Source organism: Maribacter thermophilus (assembly GCF_001020565.1).
Lineage (GTDB): Bacteria > Bacteroidota > Bacteroidia > Flavobacteriales > Flavobacteriaceae > Maribacter > Maribacter thermophilus.
Window position 1 is genome coordinate 3,847,002 of sequence record NZ_LDAS01000001.1, and the last position, 22,141, is coordinate 3,869,142.

Annotated in this window: 14 protein-coding genes and 2 tRNA genes (1 of these 16 running past the window's edge); 11 read left to right on the forward strand and 5 right to left on the reverse strand. The window is 38.3% G+C overall.

Annotated elements, in window-relative coordinates; all coding sequences use genetic code 11:
• The 3 genes from AB657_RS16710 to AB657_RS16720 form a co-directional block, all read right to left on the reverse strand.
• Nucleotides 1–1,077, reverse strand: the 5' portion of a protein-coding gene (locus tag AB657_RS16710) for a glutamate synthase subunit beta (protein ID WP_047247541.1). Its footprint begins 390 nt before the window's first position; the window shows 1,077 of its 1,467 coding nt (coding positions 1–1,077); its start codon is at nt 1,075–1,077; its stop codon lies off the left edge, out of view.
• A gap of 9 nt (nt 1,078–1,086) precedes the next feature.
• The gene (gene gltB, locus AB657_RS16715; protein ID WP_047247542.1) at nt 1,087–5,595 is read right to left on the reverse strand and encodes a glutamate synthase large subunit; all 4,509 of its coding nucleotides are present in this window, start codon (nt 5,593–5,595) and stop codon (nt 1,087–1,089) included.
• 319 nt (nt 5,596–5,914) lie between these two features.
• Complete coding sequence (locus tag AB657_RS16720; RefSeq protein WP_047247543.1) at nt 5,915–7,054, reverse strand: acyl-CoA dehydrogenase; 1,140 nt, start codon at nt 7,052–7,054, stop codon at nt 5,915–5,917.
• 318 nt (nt 7,055–7,372) lie between these two features.
• On the opposite strand from AB657_RS16720, the gene nhaD reads away from it, so the two are divergent.
• The 7 genes from nhaD to AB657_RS16755 all read left to right on the forward strand — a co-directional run bounded on the left by nhaD (nt 7,373) and on the right by AB657_RS16755 (nt 12,336).
• The gene (gene nhaD / locus AB657_RS16725) at nt 7,373–8,743 is read left to right on the forward strand and encodes a sodium:proton antiporter NhaD (RefSeq protein ID WP_047247544.1); all 1,371 of its coding nucleotides are present in this window, start codon (nt 7,373–7,375) and stop codon (nt 8,741–8,743) included.
• Between the two features lie 51 nt (nt 8,744–8,794).
• A complete protein-coding gene (locus AB657_RS16730) occupies nt 8,795–9,487 on the forward strand; it encodes a MotA/TolQ/ExbB proton channel family protein (protein WP_047248058.1) in 693 nt (230 codons plus the stop codon).
• A 9-nt stretch (nt 9,488–9,496) separates the two neighbouring features.
• Nucleotides 9,497–9,883, forward strand: coding sequence for an ExbD/TolR family protein (locus AB657_RS16735; RefSeq protein ID WP_047247545.1), 387 nt, complete (start codon nt 9,497–9,499; stop codon nt 9,881–9,883).
• Nucleotides 9,883–10,818: a hypothetical protein gene (locus tag AB657_RS16740; RefSeq protein WP_047247546.1), complete on the forward strand. Its 936-nt coding sequence runs from the start codon at nt 9,883–9,885 to the stop codon at nt 10,816–10,818. The genes AB657_RS16735 and AB657_RS16740 overlap by 1 nt, the downstream gene beginning before the upstream one ends.
• Nucleotides 10,815–12,026, forward strand: a complete 1,212-nt coding sequence (locus AB657_RS16745; protein WP_047247547.1) for a bifunctional folylpolyglutamate synthase/dihydrofolate synthase — start codon at nt 10,815–10,817, stop codon at nt 12,024–12,026. The genes AB657_RS16740 and AB657_RS16745 overlap by 4 nt, the downstream gene beginning before the upstream one ends.
• A 59-nt stretch (nt 12,027–12,085) precedes the next feature.
• Nucleotides 12,086–12,160, forward strand: a tRNA-Val gene (locus AB657_RS16750).
• Nucleotides 12,161–12,261: 101 nt separating this feature from the next.
• A tRNA-Val gene (locus AB657_RS16755) sits at nt 12,262–12,336 on the forward strand.
• Between the two features lie 30 nt (nt 12,337–12,366).
• Here AB657_RS16755 and AB657_RS16760 read toward each other — a convergent pair.
• Complete coding sequence (locus AB657_RS16760) at nt 12,367–12,681, reverse strand: UDP-N-acetylmuramoyl-tripeptide--D-alanyl-D-alanine ligase (protein WP_047247548.1); 315 nt, start codon at nt 12,679–12,681, stop codon at nt 12,367–12,369.
• Between the two features lie 272 nt (nt 12,682–12,953).
• Here AB657_RS16760 and AB657_RS16765 point away from each other — a divergent pair, with 272 nt between their 5' ends.
• The 4 genes from AB657_RS16765 (at nt 12,954) to AB657_RS16780 (ending at nt 20,544) form a co-directional block, all read left to right on the forward strand.
• Nucleotides 12,954–14,660 (forward strand): IlvD/Edd family dehydratase, encoded by a 1,707-nt coding sequence (locus AB657_RS16765; protein ID WP_047247549.1) that lies wholly within the window; start codon nt 12,954–12,956, stop codon nt 14,658–14,660.
• A gap of 205 nt (nt 14,661–14,865) precedes the next feature.
• Nucleotides 14,866–15,714: a fumarylacetoacetate hydrolase family protein gene (locus tag AB657_RS16770; RefSeq protein ID WP_047247550.1), complete on the forward strand. Its 849-nt coding sequence runs from the start codon at nt 14,866–14,868 to the stop codon at nt 15,712–15,714.
• Nucleotides 15,715–15,916: 202 nt separating this feature from the next.
• Nucleotides 15,917–18,976 carry a PVC-type heme-binding CxxCH protein gene (locus tag AB657_RS16775; RefSeq protein WP_047247551.1) on the forward strand — a complete coding sequence of 1,020 codons (3,060 nt, stop codon included), beginning with the start codon at nt 15,917–15,919 and terminating at the stop codon, nt 18,974–18,976.
• Between the two features lie 104 nt (nt 18,977–19,080).
• Entirely contained in the window at nt 19,081–20,544 is a 1,464-nt protein-coding gene (locus AB657_RS16780; protein ID WP_047247552.1) for a sialate O-acetylesterase, read from the forward strand.
• Nucleotides 20,545–20,845: 301 nt separating this feature from the next.
• On the opposite strand, the gene AB657_RS16785 is transcribed toward AB657_RS16780, so the two are convergent.
• Nucleotides 20,846–21,751 carry a GntR family transcriptional regulator gene (locus tag AB657_RS16785; protein ID WP_047247553.1) on the reverse strand — a complete coding sequence of 302 codons (906 nt, stop codon included), beginning with the start codon at nt 21,749–21,751 and terminating at the stop codon, nt 20,846–20,848.
• Nucleotides 21,752–22,141: the final 390 nt, after the last annotated feature.

Here is a 22,141-nt window from a genome sequence, read left to right on the forward strand (position 1 = left end):
GTCCCCAATAAATTTTTTAGTAGAAATACTAAAAAAGCGTTCTGCACCTTCTTTGTGCGAAGAGCTGGTTCTTAATCTCATGGGCCAAAAAGGCCAAGGTTGGTCTTTTGGTCTTTCTTTGGTAGCCATAGGCATGATTTCAAAGTTGGAAACCGAAAGAGCTCCATGTCTGATAGAAGTGCCGATACAATCCGATCCGGTGTCACCTCCGCCAATAACAATAACATGTTTATCGGTAGCTTTAATTTCTTCGCCTAACTGTTTTATGCCGTCTACACGCCTATTATTTTGACTTAGAAAATCCATGGCCTGTACAACTCCTTTTAAATCGGAACCTTCAATGGGCAGGTTTCTTCTGACAGTGGCTCCTCCAGTTAAAACAATGGCATCAAAAGCTTCTTTAAGTTCTTCTGCTTTTATGTCTTTTCCGACATGAACGCCACATTTGAAAACAATGCCTTCCTCTTTTAAGATTTCCAATCTACGGTCGATTATGTGCTTTTCCATCTTAAAGTCTGGAATGCCATATCTAAGTAGGCCTCCGGGTTTTTCGTCTCTTTCGAATACGGTTACCTCATGACCGGCTCTATTTAGCTGCTGTGCCGTAGCTAATCCTGAAGGGCCAGAGCCCACAACGGCAACTTTTTTGCCAGTTCTTGAGACCGGAGGTCTAGAAGTTATCCACCCTTTTTTAAAGGCTGTTTCTACAATATTTTTTTCAATATTTTCTATAGATACCGGGTCTTCATTAATGCCCAATACACAGGCTTCTTCGCAAGGGGCAGGACATAATCTTCCCGTAAATTCGGGAAAGTTATTGGTGGAGTGTAATATTTCACTTGCCTTTTCCCATTTACCAAGATATACGGCATCGTTAAAGTCTGGAATTAAATTACCTAATGGACATCCACTATGGCAAAAAGGAATGCCGCAATCCATACAACGGGCACCTTGTTCTTTAAGGTCCTTTTTGTCCATTGGTTGTGTAAATTCTTTATAATTCTTTACACGTTCTTCTACAGGAGCATAAGACTCCACTTTTCTATCGAATTCCAAAAATCCTGTTGTCTTCCCCATCTCTCGATTTTATATAGTTTGTAAATTTTCTTGTTCTAAACGTATCAATGCTTGCCTGTACTCTTCTGGCAGTACCTTAATGAATTTTGGCAAATAGGACTCCCAGTTTTCTAAAATTCTTTGCGCCAATGGACTTAATGTAGAATTGTAATGACTGGTTATTAAATCTTTTAGTTCCTTGATATCTTGGTCTTCCTCTACTTTTAATAAATTTAGACCTTCTCCGCTACATCTTTTTCTAAAGGTATTTTTGTCATCTAGAATATAAGCGATACCGCCGCTCATACCAGCTCCAAAATTTCTGCCGACTTCACCAAGTATGACGGCAACTCCACCGGTCATGTATTCGCAACCGTGGTCTCCAATGCCCTCTACTACAGCTTTGGCCCCGGAGTTTCTCACGCAAAAACGTTCTCCTGCCTTACCATTTATATATGCTCGGCCTGCTGTGGCTCCATATAATGTAACATTACCCGTTATAACATTGTCTTCTGGAACAATGGTGGATCCATCCGGTACCTTAACTACTAACTTGGCTCCAGATAATCCTTTGCCCAAATAATCATTGGTGTTTCCGTTTACGATCATGGTCAACCCTCTGGTTGCGAATGCTCCAAAACTTTGCCCGGCAGATCCCGTGAAGTTCAATTTTAAAGTGTTTATAGGGAGGCCTTCTGCACCGTACGTTTTTGAGATCTCATTACTTAAAATGGCGCCAACCGCCCTATCGGTATTATTAATAGGATAATCTAAAGTCAATTTTTCCTTTCTGAACAATGAAGGGTTTGCTTTTTCGATTATATCAAATTCGATTGAATCAAAAACATCGTGTTGCTGTTTTTGGGTATTATATAATTTAGTGCCCTTAGGAACGTCTACCTCGTGTAATATAGGGGTAAGGTCGATACCTGCGGCTTTGTAGTGGTCTATAACTTTCTTACGATCTAGTTTTTGGACTTGGCCTACCATCTCGTTGATGGTTCTAAATCCAAGTTGGGCCATTATCTCCCTAAGTTCTTGGGCAACAAAGTACATGTAATTGACTACGTGTTCTGGCTTACCTTCAAATTTCTTTCTTAGTTCAGGATTTTGAGTGGCAATACCTACTGGGCATGTGTTTAAATGACATACGCGCATCATTACACAGCCAGAAGCTACTAATGGAGCGGTTGCAAACCCAAATTCTTCGGCTCCCAGCAAACAAGCTATGGCTACATCTCTTCCTGTTTTTAATTGACCGTCACACTCCAATACAATTCTGTTTCTTAAATCGTTCAGAACCAATGTTTGTTGCGCCTCGGCAATGCCAAGTTCCCAGGGTAGCCCGGCGTGTTTAAGAGAGGTGAGTGGTGAGGCACCTGTACCTCCATCAAAACCTGAGACAAGAATTACATCTGCCTTTGCTTTCGCAACCCCTGCAGCAACTGTACCAACACCTACCTCAGACACCAGTTTTACGTTTATTCTTGCTTTTCTGTTGGCCGATTTTAAATCGTAGATAAGCTGTGATAAATCTTCGATAGAGTAAATATCGTGGTGTGGTGGTGGTGATATAAGTCCTACATAAGGAGTGGAGTTTCGTGTTTTTGCTATTGCGGGGTTTACTTTGGGGCCCGGTAATTGGCCACCTTCTCCCGGTTTTGCCCCTTGGGCCATTTTTATTTGTATTTCCTTCGCATTGGTCAGGTAATTGGAAGTTACTCCAAATCTGCCCGATGCTACCTGTTTAATAGCGCTGTTGCGCCAATCGCCTGTAGCGTTTTTATAAAATCTGTTTTCGTCTTCACCGCCTTCTCCAGAGTTACTTTTGCCTCCTATTCTGTTCATGGCTATCGCAAGGTTCTCATGGGCTTCTTTACTAATGGAACCATATGACATAGCGCCTGTTTTAAATCGTTTTACGATTTCTGTCCAAGGTTCTACTTCTTCCAAAGGAATAGGGTCGTAGTTAGAAAACTCAAAAAGGCCTCTTATGGTCATAAGGTTTTTAGACTGTTCGTTGACCATTCGAGAATACTCTTTATAGGTATCGGGCTCGTTATTTCTTACGGATTTTTGAAGTTTTGCTATGGTAAGTGGGTTAAACATATGTTTTTCCCCATCTCTTCTCCATCTATACTCGCCACCAATCTCTAAATCTAGGTTTGCATCAATTTTTTTATCGGCAAATGCTCTTTGATGTCTTTTGGCGATTTCTTTCTCTATTTCGTAAAGTCCAATACCCTGAATTCTCGTTGGAGTGTTGGGAAAATACTTTTCTACAACTTTAGAGTTGATACCGATACATTCGAAAAGCTGGGAACCTCTGTATGAGTTTAGGGTAGAGATACCAATTTTGTTCATCACTTTTAAAATTCCCTTTCCTATAGCTTTGTTATAGTTTTTAACAGCTTCTTCAAAGGCAATATCACTAATATCGTTCTCCTCGATTTGTTCCCCGATAATTTCGTTTACCAGGTATGGGTTAATGGCACTGGCGCCAAATCCGAACAATAGGGCAAAATGATGAACTTCCCTAGGTTCTGCAGATTCAATAATGATACTTAGTTTAGAGCGTTTTCCGAGTTTTTGTAATCCACTGTTTATATAAGAACAAGCCAATAAGGCAGGGATTGGAGCTTCTTCCTCATTCACGTTTCTATCGGATAGTATAAGAATGTTGGCTCCCTCGTCTACTGCATCGGAGGCTTGTTTCAGCAAAGACTCAAGAGCATCCTCTAAACCGTTAAGTCCTTTTTTTACTGGGTATAACATAGGAATGGATACAACCTTGTAGTCTGGGCTTACATCGTAGTTTTTGATCTTGTCCAAATCTTCTTTTGAGATTACTGGATTCTGAATTTTTAATTTTCTACAATGAAGTTCTGAAAATTCGAAAATATTGTGGTCGCTACCTAGGGTTAGACTTATATCGGTGATGAGTTCTTCCCTTATTCCATCTAACGGGGGGTTGGTAACTTGTGCAAATAACTGCTGAAAATAGTTATATAGTAATTGAGGTCGCTGGGACAAAACTGCAATGGGAGTATCTGACCCCATAGATCCAATGGGCTCTTTGGCCGTTTTTCCCATGGGAAGAATTATGGTGTTTATGTCCTCTAACGTATACCCAAAAACGGATTTTCTTTTTTCCAGTGGTGCTTCGCCCAAAAATAAGGGGCAATCGTTGTATGGGATATCTTTAAGATGTACCAAGTTTTTGTCCAACCATTCTTTATATGGATGTTTTTTAGCTATGTTTTCTTTTATTTCCTCATCATTTACGATTCGCCCTTCTTCCATATTTACAAGAAACATTTTCCCGGGTTCCAATCGGCCATGAAATTCAACATTTTCTGGGGCAATTTCAACTACTCCCGTTTCCGAGGACATTACAACGTAATCATCTTTGGTAACAGAATATCTAGAGGGGCGAAGTCCGTTTCTATCTAAAACGGCCCCGATAAAATTTCCGTCCGTAAAAGGTATCGATGCCGGTCCGTCCCAAGGTTCCATCATACAGGAGTGGTACTCGTAGAATGCTTTTTTTGCTTCGGACATTTCCGGATTTTTTTCCCAAGCTTCCGGAACCAATATCATCATTACTTCAGGTAAAGATCTACCGGTCATAAGTAATAGTTCTACGACCATATCCATGGTGGCCGAATCCGATTTTCCTGGGAGTACTATAGGTAGTATATTCTTTATTTCGTCACCGAACATATCGCTCTGGAGCAATTCTTCCCTAGAATACATTCTAGAAACATTTCCCCGAAGCGTATTAATCTCGCCATTGTGGCACATGTATCTAAATGGTTGTGCCAAATCCCATGTTGGAAATGTATTGGTAGAAAACCTTTGGTGAACAAGAGCTAGTCTGGTAACTACCCTGGGATCCATTAAATCTGAATAATATAAACTAATGTCCATAGGCATTAACAAGCCTTTGAAAATAATTATCTTGGTGGACAAACTGGGGACATAGAAAAATTGGCTTTCTGAAAGTTTTGATTTGGTAATGGCGTGTTCGGTAACCTTACGCGCTATAAATAACTTTAGGTTGAATTCGAATTCCGTCTGTTCCTCGTTTTCCTTTGCAATGAATATTTGTTTTACGTATGGCTCAGTTTCTAGGGCTATTCTACCAGGAACAGAACGGTTAACCGGTACGTCTCTCCAGCCTAATAATTTTAACCCCTGTTTTTTTATATTTTCCTCAAAAACAGAGATACAATATTCTCTTTGGTTTTGTTTTTGGGGAAAGAAAATGTTTCCTACTGCATATTGTCCTTGGTCGGGTAATTCAAAATTGCATACTTCTTTAAAAAAGTCATGGGGTATATCTATTAATATTCCGGCACCGTCGCCGGTTTTTCCGTCAGAGCTTACTGCACCCCTGTGTTCTAACCTCTCTAAAATATCAAGGGCTTTATGGATAATGTCATTTGATTTTTTTCCCTTAAGGCTACAAATGAAACCAGCCCCACAGTTATCATGTTCAAATTCTGGTAGATATAGTCCTTGCTTCTTCAATTTCATAAGATGTAGTATTTGTTCAAAAATATCATTTTATTTGAATTATATTCAACAATTAGAGTATTTTGAAGTAAATAATTCAACGTAATTAATTAAAGTATGAAAAAACTTTAAATCGTGATTTTTACTTGGTTGAATTTATCAGATTGATAAATTTGAGCTATAGTTTTATGAATATAAGGGAAATGAATGGGGTTGGGGCGGTTATTTTATGCTTTATAACAATATAACCCTGTATAATTATCGTTTTAACACTTTAAAGTGTTAAAAAAATAAGATACACCCCCAAAAAAATTAGGGGTATATCTTTTAGAAAGGTAAATTACTTTAAAATACTTCGGGAAATAACGATTTTTTGGATCTCAGAAGTGCCTTCGTAAATCTGGGTTATCTTGGCATCTCTCATTAATCTTTCTACGTGATAATCTTTTACGAAACCATTTCCTCCGTGAATTTGAACAGCCTCTATGGCGGTTTCCATGGCTACTTTTGAGGCGTATAATTTGGCCATCGCTCCTGATACATCATAATTTGATCCGTTGTCTTTGTCTTTGGCAGCTTGGTATACCAATAATCTTGCGGCTTGTATGGAGGTGTGCATGTCGGCCAATTTAAAGGCTATTGCTTGGTGATTGCTTATTTCTGTTCCAAACGCTTTACGTTCTTTAGAGTATTTCAAGGCTAGTTCGTAAGCCCCTGCTGCAATTCCCAAAGCTTGTGCCGCAATACCTATACGGCCTCCTGACAATGTTTTCATCGCAAATTTAAACCCGAAACCATCATCTCCGATTCTATTCTCTTTAGGAACCTTGACATCGTTAAAAATAAGAGAGTGTGTGTCACTGCCACGTATTCCGAGTTTATTTTCTTTTGGGCCTATTTCAAAACCAGGTGTGCCTTTTTCAACGATCAAAGCGTTGATTCCGCGATGTTTTTTTTCTTTGTCCGTCTGGGCGATTACCAAGTATACTCCTGCAGTTCCGCCATTGGTGATCCAGTTTTTTGTACCGTTTAATACGTAGTGGTCGCCCTTGTCTATAGCGGTCGTTTTTTGTGATGTGGCATCACTGCCAGCCTCAGGTTCAGATAAGCAAAAGGCGCCTATTATTTCTCCGGTGGCAAGTCTTGTCAAATATTTTTCTTTTTGTTCTTCGGTACCGAAATTCTCTAATCCCCAGCATACTAATGAATTATTGACCGATACGATAACGGATGATGAGGCGTCGACTTTAGAAAGTTCTTCCATTACCAATACGTAAGATAAGGTGTCTAGGCCGCTTCCTCCATATTTTGGGTCTACCATCATCCCCAGAAAACCCAACTCGGCCATTTTTTGAACTTCCTGTTTTGGGAATTCTTGTTTTTCGTCCCGGTCAATTACTCCGGGCAATAATTCGTTTTGAGCAAAATCTCTTGCTGCTTGTTGTATAAGTTTCTGTTCTTCGGTAAGACTAAAATCCATACTGTTAGTTTATGTTAATTAAGGTGTTGTCTTACAAAGATAGGTGTATGTGTGTAGATTTTTTTGGTTTTTCGATTTGTTGTTCCAATTAATTTATGTTAAAATTTGCTATTCGTTGTCTTTTTTTGTGACACTGTTTATAAGTTTGATAATGTTAAATTTAGATTGTAAAAGTTTGAGTTTCAATATTCTCGATGAGATTGTTATTTTGGCCATGGTAACATGGGCATTTTTGGATATCTTTAGGGAATTTCAAAAATTATAATACAGTCTTATATTTGATATACTAAATTCGAGAATATTTAAAACCAAACAACAATGGAAACCCTTATTATTATTGTTTTTTTAGCAGGCTATCTGGCTATAACACTAGAGCATAATCTGAAGATAGATAAATTGATTCCGGCATTGGCCATGATGGCTATTTTATGGGCATTGGTTGCTTTGGATATCGATGGTTTTACCAATTGGTTCGACTCTGCCAAACAAAGTCTTGTCGATGGCTTTGCGGCCATGGGGCATGCGGATAAGATGCATTTAATGGAAGAATCCCTTTTGCATCACTTAGGTAAAACAGCGGAAATCTTATTCTTCTTGTTGGGGGCCATGACCATTGTGGAAATTATAGATTACTTTGATGGTTTTGCTACCATTAAGGGGTTTATAAAGACTAAAAAGAAAGGAAAACTACTTTGGTTGTTCTCTATTTTGGCATTTGTATTGTCCGCTATTATAGATAATTTAACAGCAACGATAGTTTTGATAACCATTCTTCAAAAGGTTATAAAAGATCGCGAGACCAAACTTTGGTTTGCCGGTATGATCGTTATAACGGCAAATGCAGGTGGTGCGTGGTCACCTATTGGTGATGTTACGACCACAATGCTTTGGATTGCGAAAAAGGTGAGTGCAGCTCAATTGGTGGAGCATGTATTGCTTCCGTCATTGGTATGTATGATCGTTCCTTTATTAATAGCAGGTAGGTTTAAGGTGTTTAAAGGTTTGGTAGATGGAGACTTGGAAGAAGAGAAGCCAAAATCAAAATACGGATCTATTATGTTGTACCTAGGTTTGGGCGCAATTTTGTTTGTTCCTGTTTTTAAAACCATAACCCATTTGCCTCCTTATGTAGGTATGATGTTGTCGTTGGCGGTTGTGGCTACATTTGCGGAAATTTATAGTAATAAAAAGTTTAGTATCTCTTCTGTGGATCAAGAGGGGCAAGATAGTGAAGGGCATCATAGTCCCGTTCACCATTCCTTGTCCAAGATAGAGTTGCCAAGTATATTGTTTTTCTTAGGGATTTTATTGGCTGTTGCGGCGATGGAGTCTTTAGGTATATTGTTTAATGCCGCCGGAGCTCTTAACGAAGCTATACCGAATACGGATATCGTGGTAATGTTGTTTGGTTTGGGGTCGGCTATTATAGATAACGTACCGTTGGTAGCTGCCAGTATGGGAATGTTCGGAGAGCCTATGGATAATCCGTTGTGGCATTTTATCGCTTATTCTGCTGGTACCGGAGGTAGTATGCTTATCATTGGTTCCGCTGCCGGAGTTGTGGCCATGGGTATGGAAAAAATAGATTTTTTCTGGTACCTGAAGAAAATAGCGTGGTTGGCTTTTATAGGCTTTATCGCTGGGGCGATTACCTTTATATTGTTAAGAGATTTTGTGCTCAACGTATAATTTAATCCGAAAAACATCGTTATAATGGCAAATTTGATAATCAAGAACGCTATGTTATTATTGCAAGATTTGTCACCAGACCAAGCGGCAAGCGAAGTGCTTTCGGAAGAAAAGACGCTTTCTGTAATGGATTTGGTTTTTAATGGAGGTACGGGAAGTGTAATTATTATTACCGTATTGTTCATAATGTTGGGTGTGGCCCTATATATTTATTTTGAAAGGCTTTTGGCGGTAAACGCCGCTTCCAAGATAGATAAGAATTTCATGAACCAAATCAGGGACCATGTAACCACGGGTAAGCTAGAAGCTGCCAAATTGCTTTGTGCCCAAACTGATTCCCCGGTAGCCAGATTAACGGAGAAAGGTATATCTAGAATAGGAAAACCTTTGGACGATATTAATACGGCGATTGAAAACGCAGGAACGCTGGAGGTGTATAAGTTAGAAAAGAACGTGAGTGTTCTTGCAACCGTTGCGGGTGCAGCACCAATGATTGGTTTTCTTGGTACCGTTATAGGTATGATTTTAGCTTTTCATGAGATGGCCAGTAGTGGGGGCCAGGCGGAAATGGGTTCTTTGGCATCCGGTATTTATACTGCTATGACGACTACTGTTGCAGGGTTGATTGTGGGTATTATTGCTTACATGGGTTATAACCATTTGGTGAACAGAACAGATAAGGTGGTGCATAAGATGGAAGCCAATGCCGTAGAGTTCTTGGATCTGTTGAACGAACCGCTTTAAATCTTCACTATGAAATTAAAAGGAAGAAATAAAGTTAGTCCAGACTTTAGCATGTCGTCCATGACAGATATTGTGTTTCTGTTGTTGATTTTTTTCATGCTTACCGCAAATTCGCCCAATGCCTTGGATTTGTTATTGCCAAAAGCAAAGGGGAAATCGACCAATACACAGAATGTATCGGTAAGTATCGATAAAAACTTACAATATTTTGTGGATGGCCAACAAATAAATGGAGAATACATTGAAATTGAATTAAAAAAAGCACTTGAAGGTCAAGATAAGCCTACAATTATTTTAAGAGCGGAAGAAAGTGTCGCCATTAAAGAAGCGGTACATGTTATGGATATTGCCAACCGAAATAATTATAAGGTCATTTTGGCTGTGCGGCCCAACTAATGGCATTTTTAGATACGAGACACAAAAAAAAATCCTTAACACTTACAACATTGCTTTTAAGTGCATTGTTGCTTATGTTGTTTTATATAGGTCTTACCTATATGGATCCCCCTATAGAAAATGGTATTTCGGTTAATTTCGGAACTACGGATTTTGGTAGTGGTCGCGTACAACCCAAAGAGAAAATAAAATCGGAACCTGTCGATGCCCCTCCTGTGGAGCCTACAAAACAAGAAGTTGCCGAAGCTGTTGAAGAAGTGAAAGAGGAGGTTGTGAAGGAAGAAGTGCAAGAGGCGCCTGCCGAAAAAGTACTTACCCAGGATAATGAGGAGTCTATAAAAATCAAAAAAGCCCAGGAGGCTAAGAAAAAAGCCGATGCGGCAGCGGCCGATGCAAAGCGTAAGGCTGAGGAAGCTGAAAAAAAAGCAAAAGCTGAAGCGGAGAGAATTGCCCAACAAAAGAGAGATGCCGAAGAGAAGGCAAGAAGAGAGCAAGAAGCTAAGAAGAAAAAGCTAGATGAACTTATGGGGGGGTTGAACAAGTCTGATGGTAGTGCATCGGGCAGTGAGGGTGATGATGATAGGGCCGGTGACAAGGGGAGTCCTGATGGGGATCCTTACGCATCTAGTTATTACGGGAGCCCGGGATCTGGAAGTGGAACCGGAGGATATGGTCTTAACGGCAGGTCTTTGGTGAGCAAGGGCAAGGTGCCACAAGAATGTAACGAATCGGGTAGAGTAGTGGTCAAGGTGGTGGTTGATAGAAATGGAAAGGTAGTCAGTGCTACCCCAGGGGTTCGTGGAACTACGAATAATAACCCGTGCTTGTTGGAGCCCGCTAAAAAAACGGCTTTCATGCATAAATGGAATTTGGATGCCAATGCTCCTAGCCAGCAAATTGGTTTTGTGGTCGTAAACTTTAAATTGGGAGAGTGACCTATCAGCAGACCCTAGATTGGATGTTTGCCCAACTTCCAATGTACCAGCAAAAAGGTAAAACGGCCTTTAATGCAAAATTGAACGGCATTATAAACTTCACGGATTATCTTCATAATCCCCATAAAAACTTTAAGAGCATACATATCGCAGGTACCAATGGTAAGGGCTCCAGTAGTCATATGCTTGCCTCGGTAATGCAGGAAGCCGGTTATAAAGTAGGGTTGTATACGTCACCTCATTTAAAAGATTTTAGAGAACGTATCCGAATTAATGGAGAGCCCGTTTCCGAAGAATATGTGGTTGGGTTCATAGAAGTTCATAAAGAATTTTTGCAGCATAATAGGCTTTCTTTTTTTGAAATGACGGTAGGGATGTCCTTTGCTTATTTTTCGCAAGAAGAGGTGGATGTGGCTATTATTGAGGTAGGTCTGGGGGGGAGATTGGATTCTACGAATATTATAGATCCAGAGATGTCTTTGATTACCAATATCGGTTTTGATCATACCGATATGTTGGGTGATACTTTAGAGAAGATAGCCTTTGAAAAGGCGGGTATCATAAAAGAAGGCGTGCCAATTGTTATAAGTGAGTATCAGGCGAAAACGGCTCCTGTTTTCGAGGCTGTGGCCAAATCCAAAAATGCAAAATTGATTTTTGCGGATCATGGGGGGGAATCTGAATTCAAAACTTCGTTACAGGGAGATTATCAACAAAAAAATATAAAGGGGGTCCTGGCTGTTTTAAAAGAGTTGCAAGGCTTTAAGATTGATAAGCAGCATATTATAGATGGTCTAATGAAGGTGGTGGAGAACACGGGGTTGTTGGGTAGATGGCAACAACTTGGGGAATATCCAAAGGTGTTGTGTGATACGGCCCATAACAAAGAAGGGCTTTTATTGGTGATAGATCAATTGATGAAAGAGAAGTATGAAAAGCTTCACATGGTTTTGGGATTTGTAAAGGATAAGGACCTAGAAGGTATACTTACATTATTTCCACGTAATGCTACCTACTACTTTTGTAAACCGGAAATTTCAAGAGGATTATCGGCCTCTGTGTTGAAAGAAAAGGCTTTTGGTCATAATTTATTTGGAGAGGCCTATGAAAGTGTAGAGGAGGCGTATATTGCTGCAAAACAACGAGCTACAAATAAGGATTTAATTTTTGTTGGAGGTAGCAATTTTGTGGTGGCGGAAGTTGTGTAATTTTTTTTGATTTTTTCTTTTGGACTATAAAAAACTATTATATATTTGCACTCCTTTTGGGGCTCTTAGCTCAGTTGGTTCAGAGCACCTGCCTTACAAGCAGGGGGTCACTGGTTCGAATCCAGTAGGGCCCACAGGAATAAGGCCTTCGTAAATCGAAGGCCTTTTTTTATGAAATATTGCTTTTTTTAAGTTTTTAGGATTAAAATTATACCCTAACTTAGTTGTGGCATAGGGGATATTAGCTCAGTTGGTTTAGAGCGCTGCCTTGACAGGGCAGAGGTCACTGGTTCGAATCCAGTATATCCCACAGGTTTCTTCGGCAAATGTCTTTTGCCTATTATAATAACTCCAATATTCTTTCCAGTGCCATTCCCCTTGATCCTTTTATTAGAACAGTAGAGGGTGTCGGTATTTGGATACTCTTGAAATCTTCTTTCAATTTTTCGAACGAACCAAATGTACTAAAGCCACAATTTATCTTTTTAAAATTCTCTCCAACCAATACTACGTTCGAGAAACCGAGGTCGGTTGCCAATCTTGCAATGGCATCATGTTCTTGCAGAGAAGAATCACCTAGTTCGAACATGTCTCCTAAAAACAATACTTTGTTATCATCATTCATTTTGGAGAAGTTTTCAAGGGCTGCCCTCATGCTTGATGGGTTGTCTTTTTTGAAATCTTCAAGGTGAAATTTTAGATTTTTAGTGTTCTAAATTCGTTTTATAATTAAAAATGTTTTTTTATTAATAAAAAATCATATATTTGTTTGGGTATGTAGGTATGGTTTGGATTTGAAAAAGGAATGTAAAGAGTTGTATTCGTCTAGTTGAGGGAAAAATTTGGGTTATTCAAATACAATGTTGGTTTGTTCAATTAAGAATTGATTAATGAGTACTTAAGTAAAATATTATATAGTTAGAGAAGATGGCATTAAGAAGTAGAAATTGGTTTGGTCGTAAAGGTAAGGATGGGTTTATTTATAGAGCATGGATGAAGAATCAGGGTATTCCGGATTTTGAGTTCGATGGCAAACCAATTATTGGCATTTGTAATACCTGGTCAGAACTTACGCCGTGCAATGCACATTTTAGACAATTGGCCGAGTCCGTAAAACGGGGTATTTTAGAGGCTGGTGGATTTCCTGTGGAATTTCCTGTTATGTCTTTGGGAGAAACCTTAATGAAACCTACGGCCATGCTCTATAGAAATCTTGCCAGTATGGACGTGGAAGAGAGTATTAGGGCCAACCCTATAGATGGGGTAGTACTTTTGTGTGGTTGTGATAAAACAACACCTTCTTTGGTGATGGGGGCTTGTAGTGTAGATATACCTACAATAGTGGTCTCTGGTGGCCCTATGCTCACGGGTAAATATAAAGGTAAAAGTATAGGTACTAGTGATGTTTGGAGATTTCATGATGATGTTAGAGAGGGAAAGCTTGATGAATCGGAATTAAGAAATATAGAGGCTTCTATGTGTCGTAGTAATGGTACTTGTGCTGTAATGGGTACCGCATCTTCCATGGCCTGTATGGTGGAGGCTCTTGGATTAAGCTTACCTGAGAATGCTGCAATACCAGCAGCTGATTCAAGGAGAAAGGTCTTGGCGCAATTATCTGGTAATCGTATAGTTGAAATGGTTCGCGAAGATGTAAGGTTGTCTGATATTTTAACACCTAAGGCTTTTGAAAATGCTATTACCGTTAATGCGGCTATTGGTGGGTCTACAAATTTTGTTATTCATCTTCTCGCCATAGCAGGAAGAATTGGTGTTTCGTTAGATCTTGAAGATTTTAATCGGATATCGGCCAATGTTCCTCTTATAGTTAATCTACAGCCTTCTGGAAAGTATTTTATGGAGGATCTTTTTTATGCAGGTGGCCTTCCGGCCGTTCTGAAGGAGTTGCAGAACTATTTGCATGTGGATTGTATTACTGTCAACGGAAAGACCATAGGGGAAAATTTTGAAGGGGCAGAGAATAATGATAAAGATGTAATTGCGGAAGTGATAAATCCATTTAATAATTCCACTGGCTTGGCCATTCTTACCGGAAACCTGTGTGAAAATGGTGCAGTGATAAAACCTTCAGCAGCAAGTGATCATTTAATGAAGCATAAAGGTAAAGCTGTCGTATTTGAAAATATAGAAGATTTTAAAGCAAGAATAGATTCAGATGAGCTAGAAGTGGATGAAGATAGTGTGTTGGTGCTGAAGAATGTAGGGCCTAAAGGCTACCCGGGTATGCCAGAGGTTGGTAATATGGGGATACCTAAAAAGCTTTTAAAACAAGGAGTGAAAGATATGGTACGCATTTCAGATGGACGTATGAGCGGTACTGCTTTTGGTACTGTTGTGCTCCATGTTTCTCCGGAAGCAGCAGTTGGGGGTAATTTTTCTGTTATTCAGAACGGGGACGTTATTATTTTGGATATTCCAAATCGTAGTCTAACGGTTGATTTGAGCGATGAAGAACTTAATGAAAGGAAGCGAAAAAAAGAGGCTCAACCATTAGTTGCGGATAGAGGTTATGTCAGCCTTTATGTTAACAATGTACAACAAGCACATTTAGGCGCTGATATGGATTTCTTGGTCGGTAAATCGGGAGATGAAGTTCCGAGAGATTCCCACTAATCGGCGAACTATACCTTCATATTATTCTAAAGATTATTGTTAATATGGCCTTGTGTGTTGCTAGGCTGTCTGTTGTGTGTAGCTATATTTCTCGATGTTTTGGAGGCTTTGTATTTAAATAAGAAAATGGGGGAAGAATTTTGAGGTAATTACATGGCCCTAAAGTATTGTGGATAAAATAAAAACTAATAAATAAAACATAAGGATGAAATTAATTCGATTTGGGGAGATTGGCAATGAAAAACCAGGTGTATTGATAGATGGAAAACGTAAAGATCTTTCTTCGGTTTTTAATGACTGGGACAACAATTTTTTTCAGAATAAAGGAATTGACAGATTAAAAGAGATGATGCCGGACATTGATTCATTTCCCGCTATAAAGGATTCTGAACGTTGGGGTGCTTGTGTGGCGCGTCCTGGTAAGGTTATATGTGTTGGATTGAATTATTCTGATCACGCCGAAGAGTCCGGGATGGCTATTCCCAAAGAGCCAATAATTTTTCAAAAAGGGTCGAATACGGTAGTAGGACCTTATGATGATATAATAATTCCCAGAAATAGCGAATGCACTGATTGGGAGGTTGAGTTAGGCATTGTTGTTGGAAAGAATGCTAGGTATCTCAAAAGTGTGGATGAGGCTAATGAATATATAGGGGGGTATTGTGTTTCTCACGATGTTTCAGAAAGAGCCTTTCAGTTAGAAAGGGGAGGGCAGTGGACAAAAGGCAAATCTTGTGATAATTTCAATCCCATTGGCCCTTTTTTAGTGACCCCAGACGAAATAGAAAATGTAAACGACTTATCCATGCAATTATATGTTAATGATAAGTTGATGCAGAACGGAAGTACAAAATATATGATTTTTAACTGTGATAATATTATCTACTATTTATCGCAGTTTATGACCCTTGAAGCAGGGGATATAATTAATACGGGAACTCCGCCTGGAGTAGGTTTTGGGATGAAACCTCCAGTTTACTTAAAAAAAGACGATGTGGTCCGAATTATGATTGAAGGACTCGGGGAGCAAAAACAAACTTGTGTCAATGCATGATTTTGGCGATTTTTTTATCAAAATTTTAATCAGGTAAAATATTATCCTTGAAGATACTGGGCTTATGTGGGGGCTATGACATTCTTTTTGAAATTTATTTTTATGTCTTTATAAATTATTTCTTCATGGATGAGGTGATTTTTGTTAGGGTATGTAATTAAGATAGCAGTCTGGGAGGTAAATAAATAAAATAAATAATTGAATGAAAACATATTTTGGAATGAAGGGGAAAATCGTTCTTAATCGATGTAAGATACTCTTGATTTTTTTGATATTAATGGGTGCTTGTAAATCAGAGGTGAGGGATTCTGGCATTGATTATGAAAATTTATCTGATGAGGAAAAAAGAATGCCAGAGAATGCTCTGTTATCTATGGAAGTTGCCGATAGTTTACAAATGCAACTTTTTGCTTCAGAGCCGATGATCGGCAATCCTACTAATATAGCGATTGATTCTAAGGGAAGAATATGGTTGTGTGAAGGGAAGAACTATAGATTATCGGTAAACCCTAAAAATGCCTATGATAAAAAAGGAGATAGAATATTAATTCTAGAAGATTCTAATGGTGACGGTAAAGCAGATAAATCAAAGGTTTTTTATCAAGGGGAAGATGTTAATTCGGCCTTGGGAATTGTAGTGCTGGGGAATAGGGTTATTGTATCTGCAAGTCCTAACATTTTAGTCTTTACCGATGAGAATGAAGATGATGTTCCGGACAAAAAGGAAATAATGTTTACAGGAATAGGTGGGGTTGATCATGATCATGGAGCGCACGCTGTTGTTTTTGGAGCTGATGGAAGGTTATATTTTAATTATGGCAACAAGGGACAATATTTGACTTCTGAAGATGGAAGTGTAATAAAGGATATACATGGAGAAGAAATCGATGCTTCTAGAAACCCATATCAAGAAGGCATGGCTTTTAGATGCGAACAGGACGGTTCACGGGTAGAGGTGATTGGAGATAACTTTAGAAATCCTTATGAGCTAGCTGTTGATTCTTACGGTAGTATATGGCAATCCGACAATGACGATGATGGAAATAGGGGTGTTCGGATCAATTATCTTATGGAATATGGAAATTACGGATACAAAGATAGAATTACTGGGGCCAATTGGAGGGAGCGTAGGCCTGGTTGGAGCGATTCTATACCGTTGAGGCACTGGCATTTAAATGACCCGGGGACCGTCCCCAATATGTTGCAGACCGGATCGGGTTCTCCTTGTGGGATGATTGTTTATGAAGGGGATGTGTTGCCTGATCTATACAAGGATCAATTAATTCATTGTGAGCCTGGCCATAATGTAGTGCGTTCTTATATAATGAAAAATGAGGGAGCTGGTTATAGCGCTTCTATTAAGAATATAGTTAAGAGCAAAGATGATTGGTTTAGGCCAGATGATGTGGCAGAGGCACCTGATGGGTCATTGTTTGTTTCCGATTGGTATGATGGTGGTGTAGGCGGACATAAGGCGGAAGATATTTTTCGTGGAAGAATATATCGTGTTTCTACTCGTAAAGAGTATAGTTTGCCAAAATTTGATTTTACAACAGCAGATGGGGCGGCAAAGGGATTGACTTCTGGTAATATGGATGTCTTTTTTCGTTCCTGGCAAAAACTACGTCAAATGGGGGAAGAAGCGGAGCCCTACTTAAACTTGTTGATTTCAAAGGGAGGTATTGCAAAAGCCCGAGCATTATGGTTAGGTGCAAGGATACCCAATAGAAGTTCTTTTTATATTGATATGGCATTGGCCGATGACGATCCTAAGATTCGTGTTCAGGGAATTCGTATGGCTAGATATTTTTCAGCAGATAATATAACAGGTTATGTGGAGAAGATAATAAAGGATGCATCGGTACAGGTAAGAAGGGAAGCGGCAATTGCTTTAAGGTATATAGGGTCAAAGGAAGCGGCATTGTTATGGGCCAATTTAGCCACACAACATAAAGAAGGTGATAGATGGGAGTTGGAGGCTTTGGGAATAGGAGGCGATAAGTTTGCGGATCTTTATTTTTCTGCTTGGAAAAATATGGTAGGCAACATATGGAAAAGTCCAGAGGGGGCGGAAATAGTTTGGAGGATAAACGCAAAGGAAACAGTGCCATTGATGATTGATTTGATAAAAGATAAAAATGTTGATCCTGCTAAAATTCCTTCATATTTCAGGGCATTTCATTTTAAGGAACACCCACTAAAAAACCAAATGTTGCTTTCAATGTTAAATGTTGATCATCCGCAAGATAAAATGATAAGGGCCTATGCCGTAGGTCAACTGGATAAAGACTTTGTAAATAGTTCACCTGAGAGCATTAGGTTGGTAAAAAAAATATTGCCATCAATAGAAGGTACTCAAGAATGGATGATGATTGTAAAGAATCTTAATGTTCAAGGGCAAGAGAAAAAGTTGTTTGACTTGATGATTAGTGATGCGGAAAATTCATTGAGGACAGAGGCTGCACAGTATCTATTCGAGTCGGGAGGTGAATCCATTGTTGAAAATTATCTTAATTCAGATGTCGGGTATAACGAAAAGAATGCGGTTATGAATATTTTAGGAGGGGTAAACAGTATTAAGGCCATGGGGTTTATGGAAAGGTGTTTGGTTCAAAATAAATTCCAGCCCATTCTTATGAAAAAAGTTATCGAGGCACTTGGGAATACCCGTAGAGGGCAAAATAGGTTGTTCGGTCTTTTAAAACAAGATAAGTTGAATGGAGAGCTTAAGTCCGCAGCCGCTTTAAAATTGATGTCAAGTAGTATAGACAGGATAAGGGAGGGAGCTCTTAAATACCTGGACACGGATAATAATATTTCTCAGGATATTGAAGTGTTGATGAAGAAGGAAGGAAATCCTATTGAAGGAAAAATCGTTTATAATAAATATTGTATCTCTTGCCATGTAGCGGAAGAAGAGGGGGGTGATTTCGGTCCCGCACTATCTGATATTGGAAATAAACTTTCCAGAGGGTTTTTGTATTCTTCCATTATCAACCCAAGTGAGGGAATCAATTTTGGTTACGAAGGATATACCGTAAAGCTAAAAGATGGAGGTAGGTTAAACGGATATATTTTAGGGAGAAGTGAGACAGATATTACGATAAAGATGATGGGGGCGACTACCAAGGTTATTCCAGAGGAGAATATAGAAAGTATAGAGGAAATGAAAAATTCGCTTATGCCAGAAGGCCTTGATAAAGTAATGAAAGAAGGTGAACTGGTAGACTTGATTGCCTATTTGGAAACTTTAAAAGTCTAGTTTTAATATATGCTAAAATGTTATTGTGGAGTATCTGAAAAAAAAAGAGGGGTACAGTTTGCAGCGATCATAACACAGAAAAAAGTAATAGAATAGTTTATAAAATGAGTAGATTAACTTTAATTGTTCATGTAATACTATTGAATCTGTTTTTTGTTGTCTCGATAAGGGCAGAGGTAAAATTACCGGCTGTTGTATCGTCCAATATGGTTCTACAACGTAATACAACCGTTGAGCTATGGGGGTGGGCCAATGCCAAAGAGAAAATCAGCATAAAAACTTCTTGGTTCTCGGAGGTCGTGAATATACAAGCGGATAGTGAAGGTAATTGGAGTATTAAAGTAAAAACGAGCAATAGTAAAGAGCCTCAAACTATTGTAATTAAAAGTAAAACTTCAGATATTACATTGAAGAATGTTTTATTCGGAGAAGTTTGGCTGTGTTCCGGACAATCAAACATGGAGCAGCCGGTAAAAGGTTTTTTGGGGCAACCTACATATGAATCTAATATTTCGATTGCTAAGGCCGGTAATCCAAATCTACGTCTTTTTTCGGTGGATGAGGTTGGGGCTAAAACACCCTTGGCTGATGTTTCTAAATATAAGGGATGGCAGCAGGCCAGCCCACAAAGTGTTTCAACATATAGTGCCATAGCTTATTTTTTCGGACAACAATTGCAGGAGATTTTAGATGTGCCCGTAGGGTTAATACAGTCTTCGTGGGGAGGAAGTCCTATTCAGGCATGGATGAGTACAGATGTGTTGAGCAACTATGAAAAGATACATCTTGATGGTGTGGATATAACAAAAAAGACAAATCATATTCCGACTGCATTATATAATGGGATGATAAATCCGATTATCCCTTACACAATAAAAGGGGCATTATGGTATCAAGGAGAATCTAATAGGATGGAACCGGAAAACTATAAGAAACTTTTTCCTGCAATGGTAAAAGATTGGCGTCATAGATGGGGAATCGGTGATTTCCCATTTTATTATGTACAAATTGCACCTTATAAGTATAGTGGTAATACTGAATTTCAAACTGTTAGTAACACTGCTTTTATTAGAGAGGCTCAGATTCAGTGTTTGGATCTGATACCAAATTCAGGAATTGCAATAACAATGGATATTGGAGATTACAACAGTATTCATCCTCCTAAAAAGAAAGAGGTTGCCGATAGATTATTGTTTAATGCACTGCATCGGACCTACGGATACAAAAATGTGGACTGTTTTTCTCCAATGTATGATTCTAAAGAGAAAAAAGACGGGGGAATAATCTTGAAATTTAAAAATGCCGAGAATGGATTATATGCATACGATAAGTTAAAGGGGTTTGAGATTGCCGGGAAAGATAGGGTGTTTTACCCTGCATACGCAGAAATAATAAATCGTAAGGAAGTATTTGTGTCTAGTAATAATGTGCCCGATCCTGTTGAGGTAAGATATGCTTGGCGAAATTGGGTGGTAGGAACTCTTTGTAATGGTAATCTTTTGCCGGCACCATCTTTTAGAACGGATAAATGGTTAGATGCTACCTTAGCAGAAGATAAGGTAAAATAGGTATAGGAAAAAAGGTGCGAATAGATCTAAACGTGGCTGTCCTTCTTTTCTCTGGTTATATTCTATTTTTCACACGGATAAATGGTGTTATTGGCATGGTGGGTAAGCATTGAACATAAAGGTTTTTGAGTATTGTAGATTTCTTTCTATTTGAACTGTTTAAAGACATGACACAAAATATCATAGGCTTTCTCTTGTATTCTTATATAATAAAATGCAGGGTAAATTTAAAGAAGTCATAGAGGGGGAATCTATAATAAACCTTATTTTTTTTCGTAAATAGAGTCTATGATTCATAAATTCATTTGTACATGGGTAGCTTGGCATTCACCTCTTTCATACTTTTTTCGGCATGGTCTAAATGAAACTGAAGTGCATTCTTGGCGCTGTTAAAATCATTATCTAGTATAGCTTCTAATATTGTTATATGCTGTCGTAACACATTTTTAATTTTTAAGGTGTCATATTTTATTTGTCCTATATGATAATTTATGAGAATAAATAATGAATTATATGAACTTTCGATAAAAGAGTTGTTACATGCCTTAATAAGAGTATAATGAAATCTTTTTTCTAAAGCGGTTAAATCCGAAAAATTCACCTTTTTTTTCTGTAGTAACTCCTTATGTCTATTTAGTATTTGAGTAAATTTAGTAATGGAATCATTATCGTTGGTTTGTTTCTCTAAACAGTTGACTGCATAATTCTCAAGTAAAGATCTAAATTCTATTAGTTGATTTAATTTGGATTGGGTTAGTGCCTCTACTTCCCACTTTTGTCCAGCCCTTTTTTTTATTAGTCCCGTATGGCTTATTCCATTTAAAGCTTCCCTGACACTTACTGTGTTGGTATTGGTTTCATTGGCAATTTCAAGTTCGGAAAACTTGTCCCCTGGTTTTAATTCGTAATTATATAATTTTTTAAGTACTGCTCTTTCTGCAATATCCGATTTGGAATTTTCAATTTCATTAGAGGAAAAATAATCGCTTTTTGTGGGAAGCCTTAATATTATTTTGTTTGAACCATCTTTCATTACGATTCCTTTAGAACATGCAATCTCGATTACCTTTCTAATAGTGGATCTACTTACGGAATAATTGCTTGCAAGTTTTGCTTCTGTGGGTAATCCCCGTGGAAGGTTTTCGTTTTTTGCAATGTCGTCCAATAGATTGTTATAGATACTTAAGGTTAATTTGCTGTGTTTCATATATCAATATTATGTTTTTTTACTTATAATAATTATATAATGTTTTTTTATTAAAAAAAATACTATATATTTGTTTTAAGGTTGTTGAAAATTGGAATAATGAAATTTTTAAGGTGGATTTATGTTCAAATCGCAATTGTATTAAGTTTAATGAGTATGGTGATTAGTGTCGAATTTGTTTAGGAGCTTAATCTAATACAAATCTATTCATCGGATTTAGATTTTAAAAGTAAGAAAATATTATAAGGCATATTTAGTGTTGAAAACAATCATACATCTTACTAACATGGATTTTTTGTGTGTTGATTGTTGGTGGTATAATAGACGCGTAGGATAAATGACGTGTATTATTTAGGGGCTTCTAATATGTTCTAAAAGTAAATAGATGAA

Bases quoted from the DNA above. Each gene is read 5' to 3' on its own strand.
- AB657_RS16740 (WP_047247546.1), top strand. From the start codon at position 9,883: ATGGCATTTTTAGATACGAGACACAAAAAAAAATCCTTAACACTTACA.
- nhaD (WP_047247544.1), top strand. From the start codon at position 7,373: ATGGAAACCCTTATTATTATTGTTTTTTTAGCAGGCTATCTGGCTATA.
- AB657_RS16720 (WP_047247543.1), bottom strand. From the start codon at position 7,054: ATGGATTTTAGTCTTACCGAAGAACAGAAACTTATACAACAAGCAGCA.
- AB657_RS16775 (WP_047247551.1), top strand. From the start codon at position 15,917: ATGAAAACATATTTTGGAATGAAGGGGAAAATCGTTCTTAATCGATGT.
- AB657_RS16730 (WP_047248058.1), top strand. From the start codon at position 8,795: ATGTTATTATTGCAAGATTTGTCACCAGACCAAGCGGCAAGCGAAGTG.
- AB657_RS16735 (WP_047247545.1), top strand. From the start codon at position 9,497: ATGAAATTAAAAGGAAGAAATAAAGTTAGTCCAGACTTTAGCATGTCG.
- gltB (WP_047247542.1), bottom strand. From the start codon at position 5,595: ATGAAATTGAAGAAGCAAGGACTATATCTACCAGAATTTGAACATGAT.
- AB657_RS16765 (WP_047247549.1), top strand. From the start codon at position 12,954: ATGGCATTAAGAAGTAGAAATTGGTTTGGTCGTAAAGGTAAGGATGGG.
- AB657_RS16780 (WP_047247552.1), top strand. From the start codon at position 19,081: ATGAGTAGATTAACTTTAATTGTTCATGTAATACTATTGAATCTGTTT.
- AB657_RS16770 (WP_047247550.1), top strand. From the start codon at position 14,866: ATGAAATTAATTCGATTTGGGGAGATTGGCAATGAAAAACCAGGTGTA.
- AB657_RS16760 (WP_047247548.1), bottom strand. From the start codon at position 12,681: ATGAGGGCAGCCCTTGAAAACTTCTCCAAAATGAATGATGATAACAAA.
- AB657_RS16785 (WP_047247553.1), bottom strand. From the start codon at position 21,751: ATGAAACACAGCAAATTAACCTTAAGTATCTATAACAATCTATTGGAC.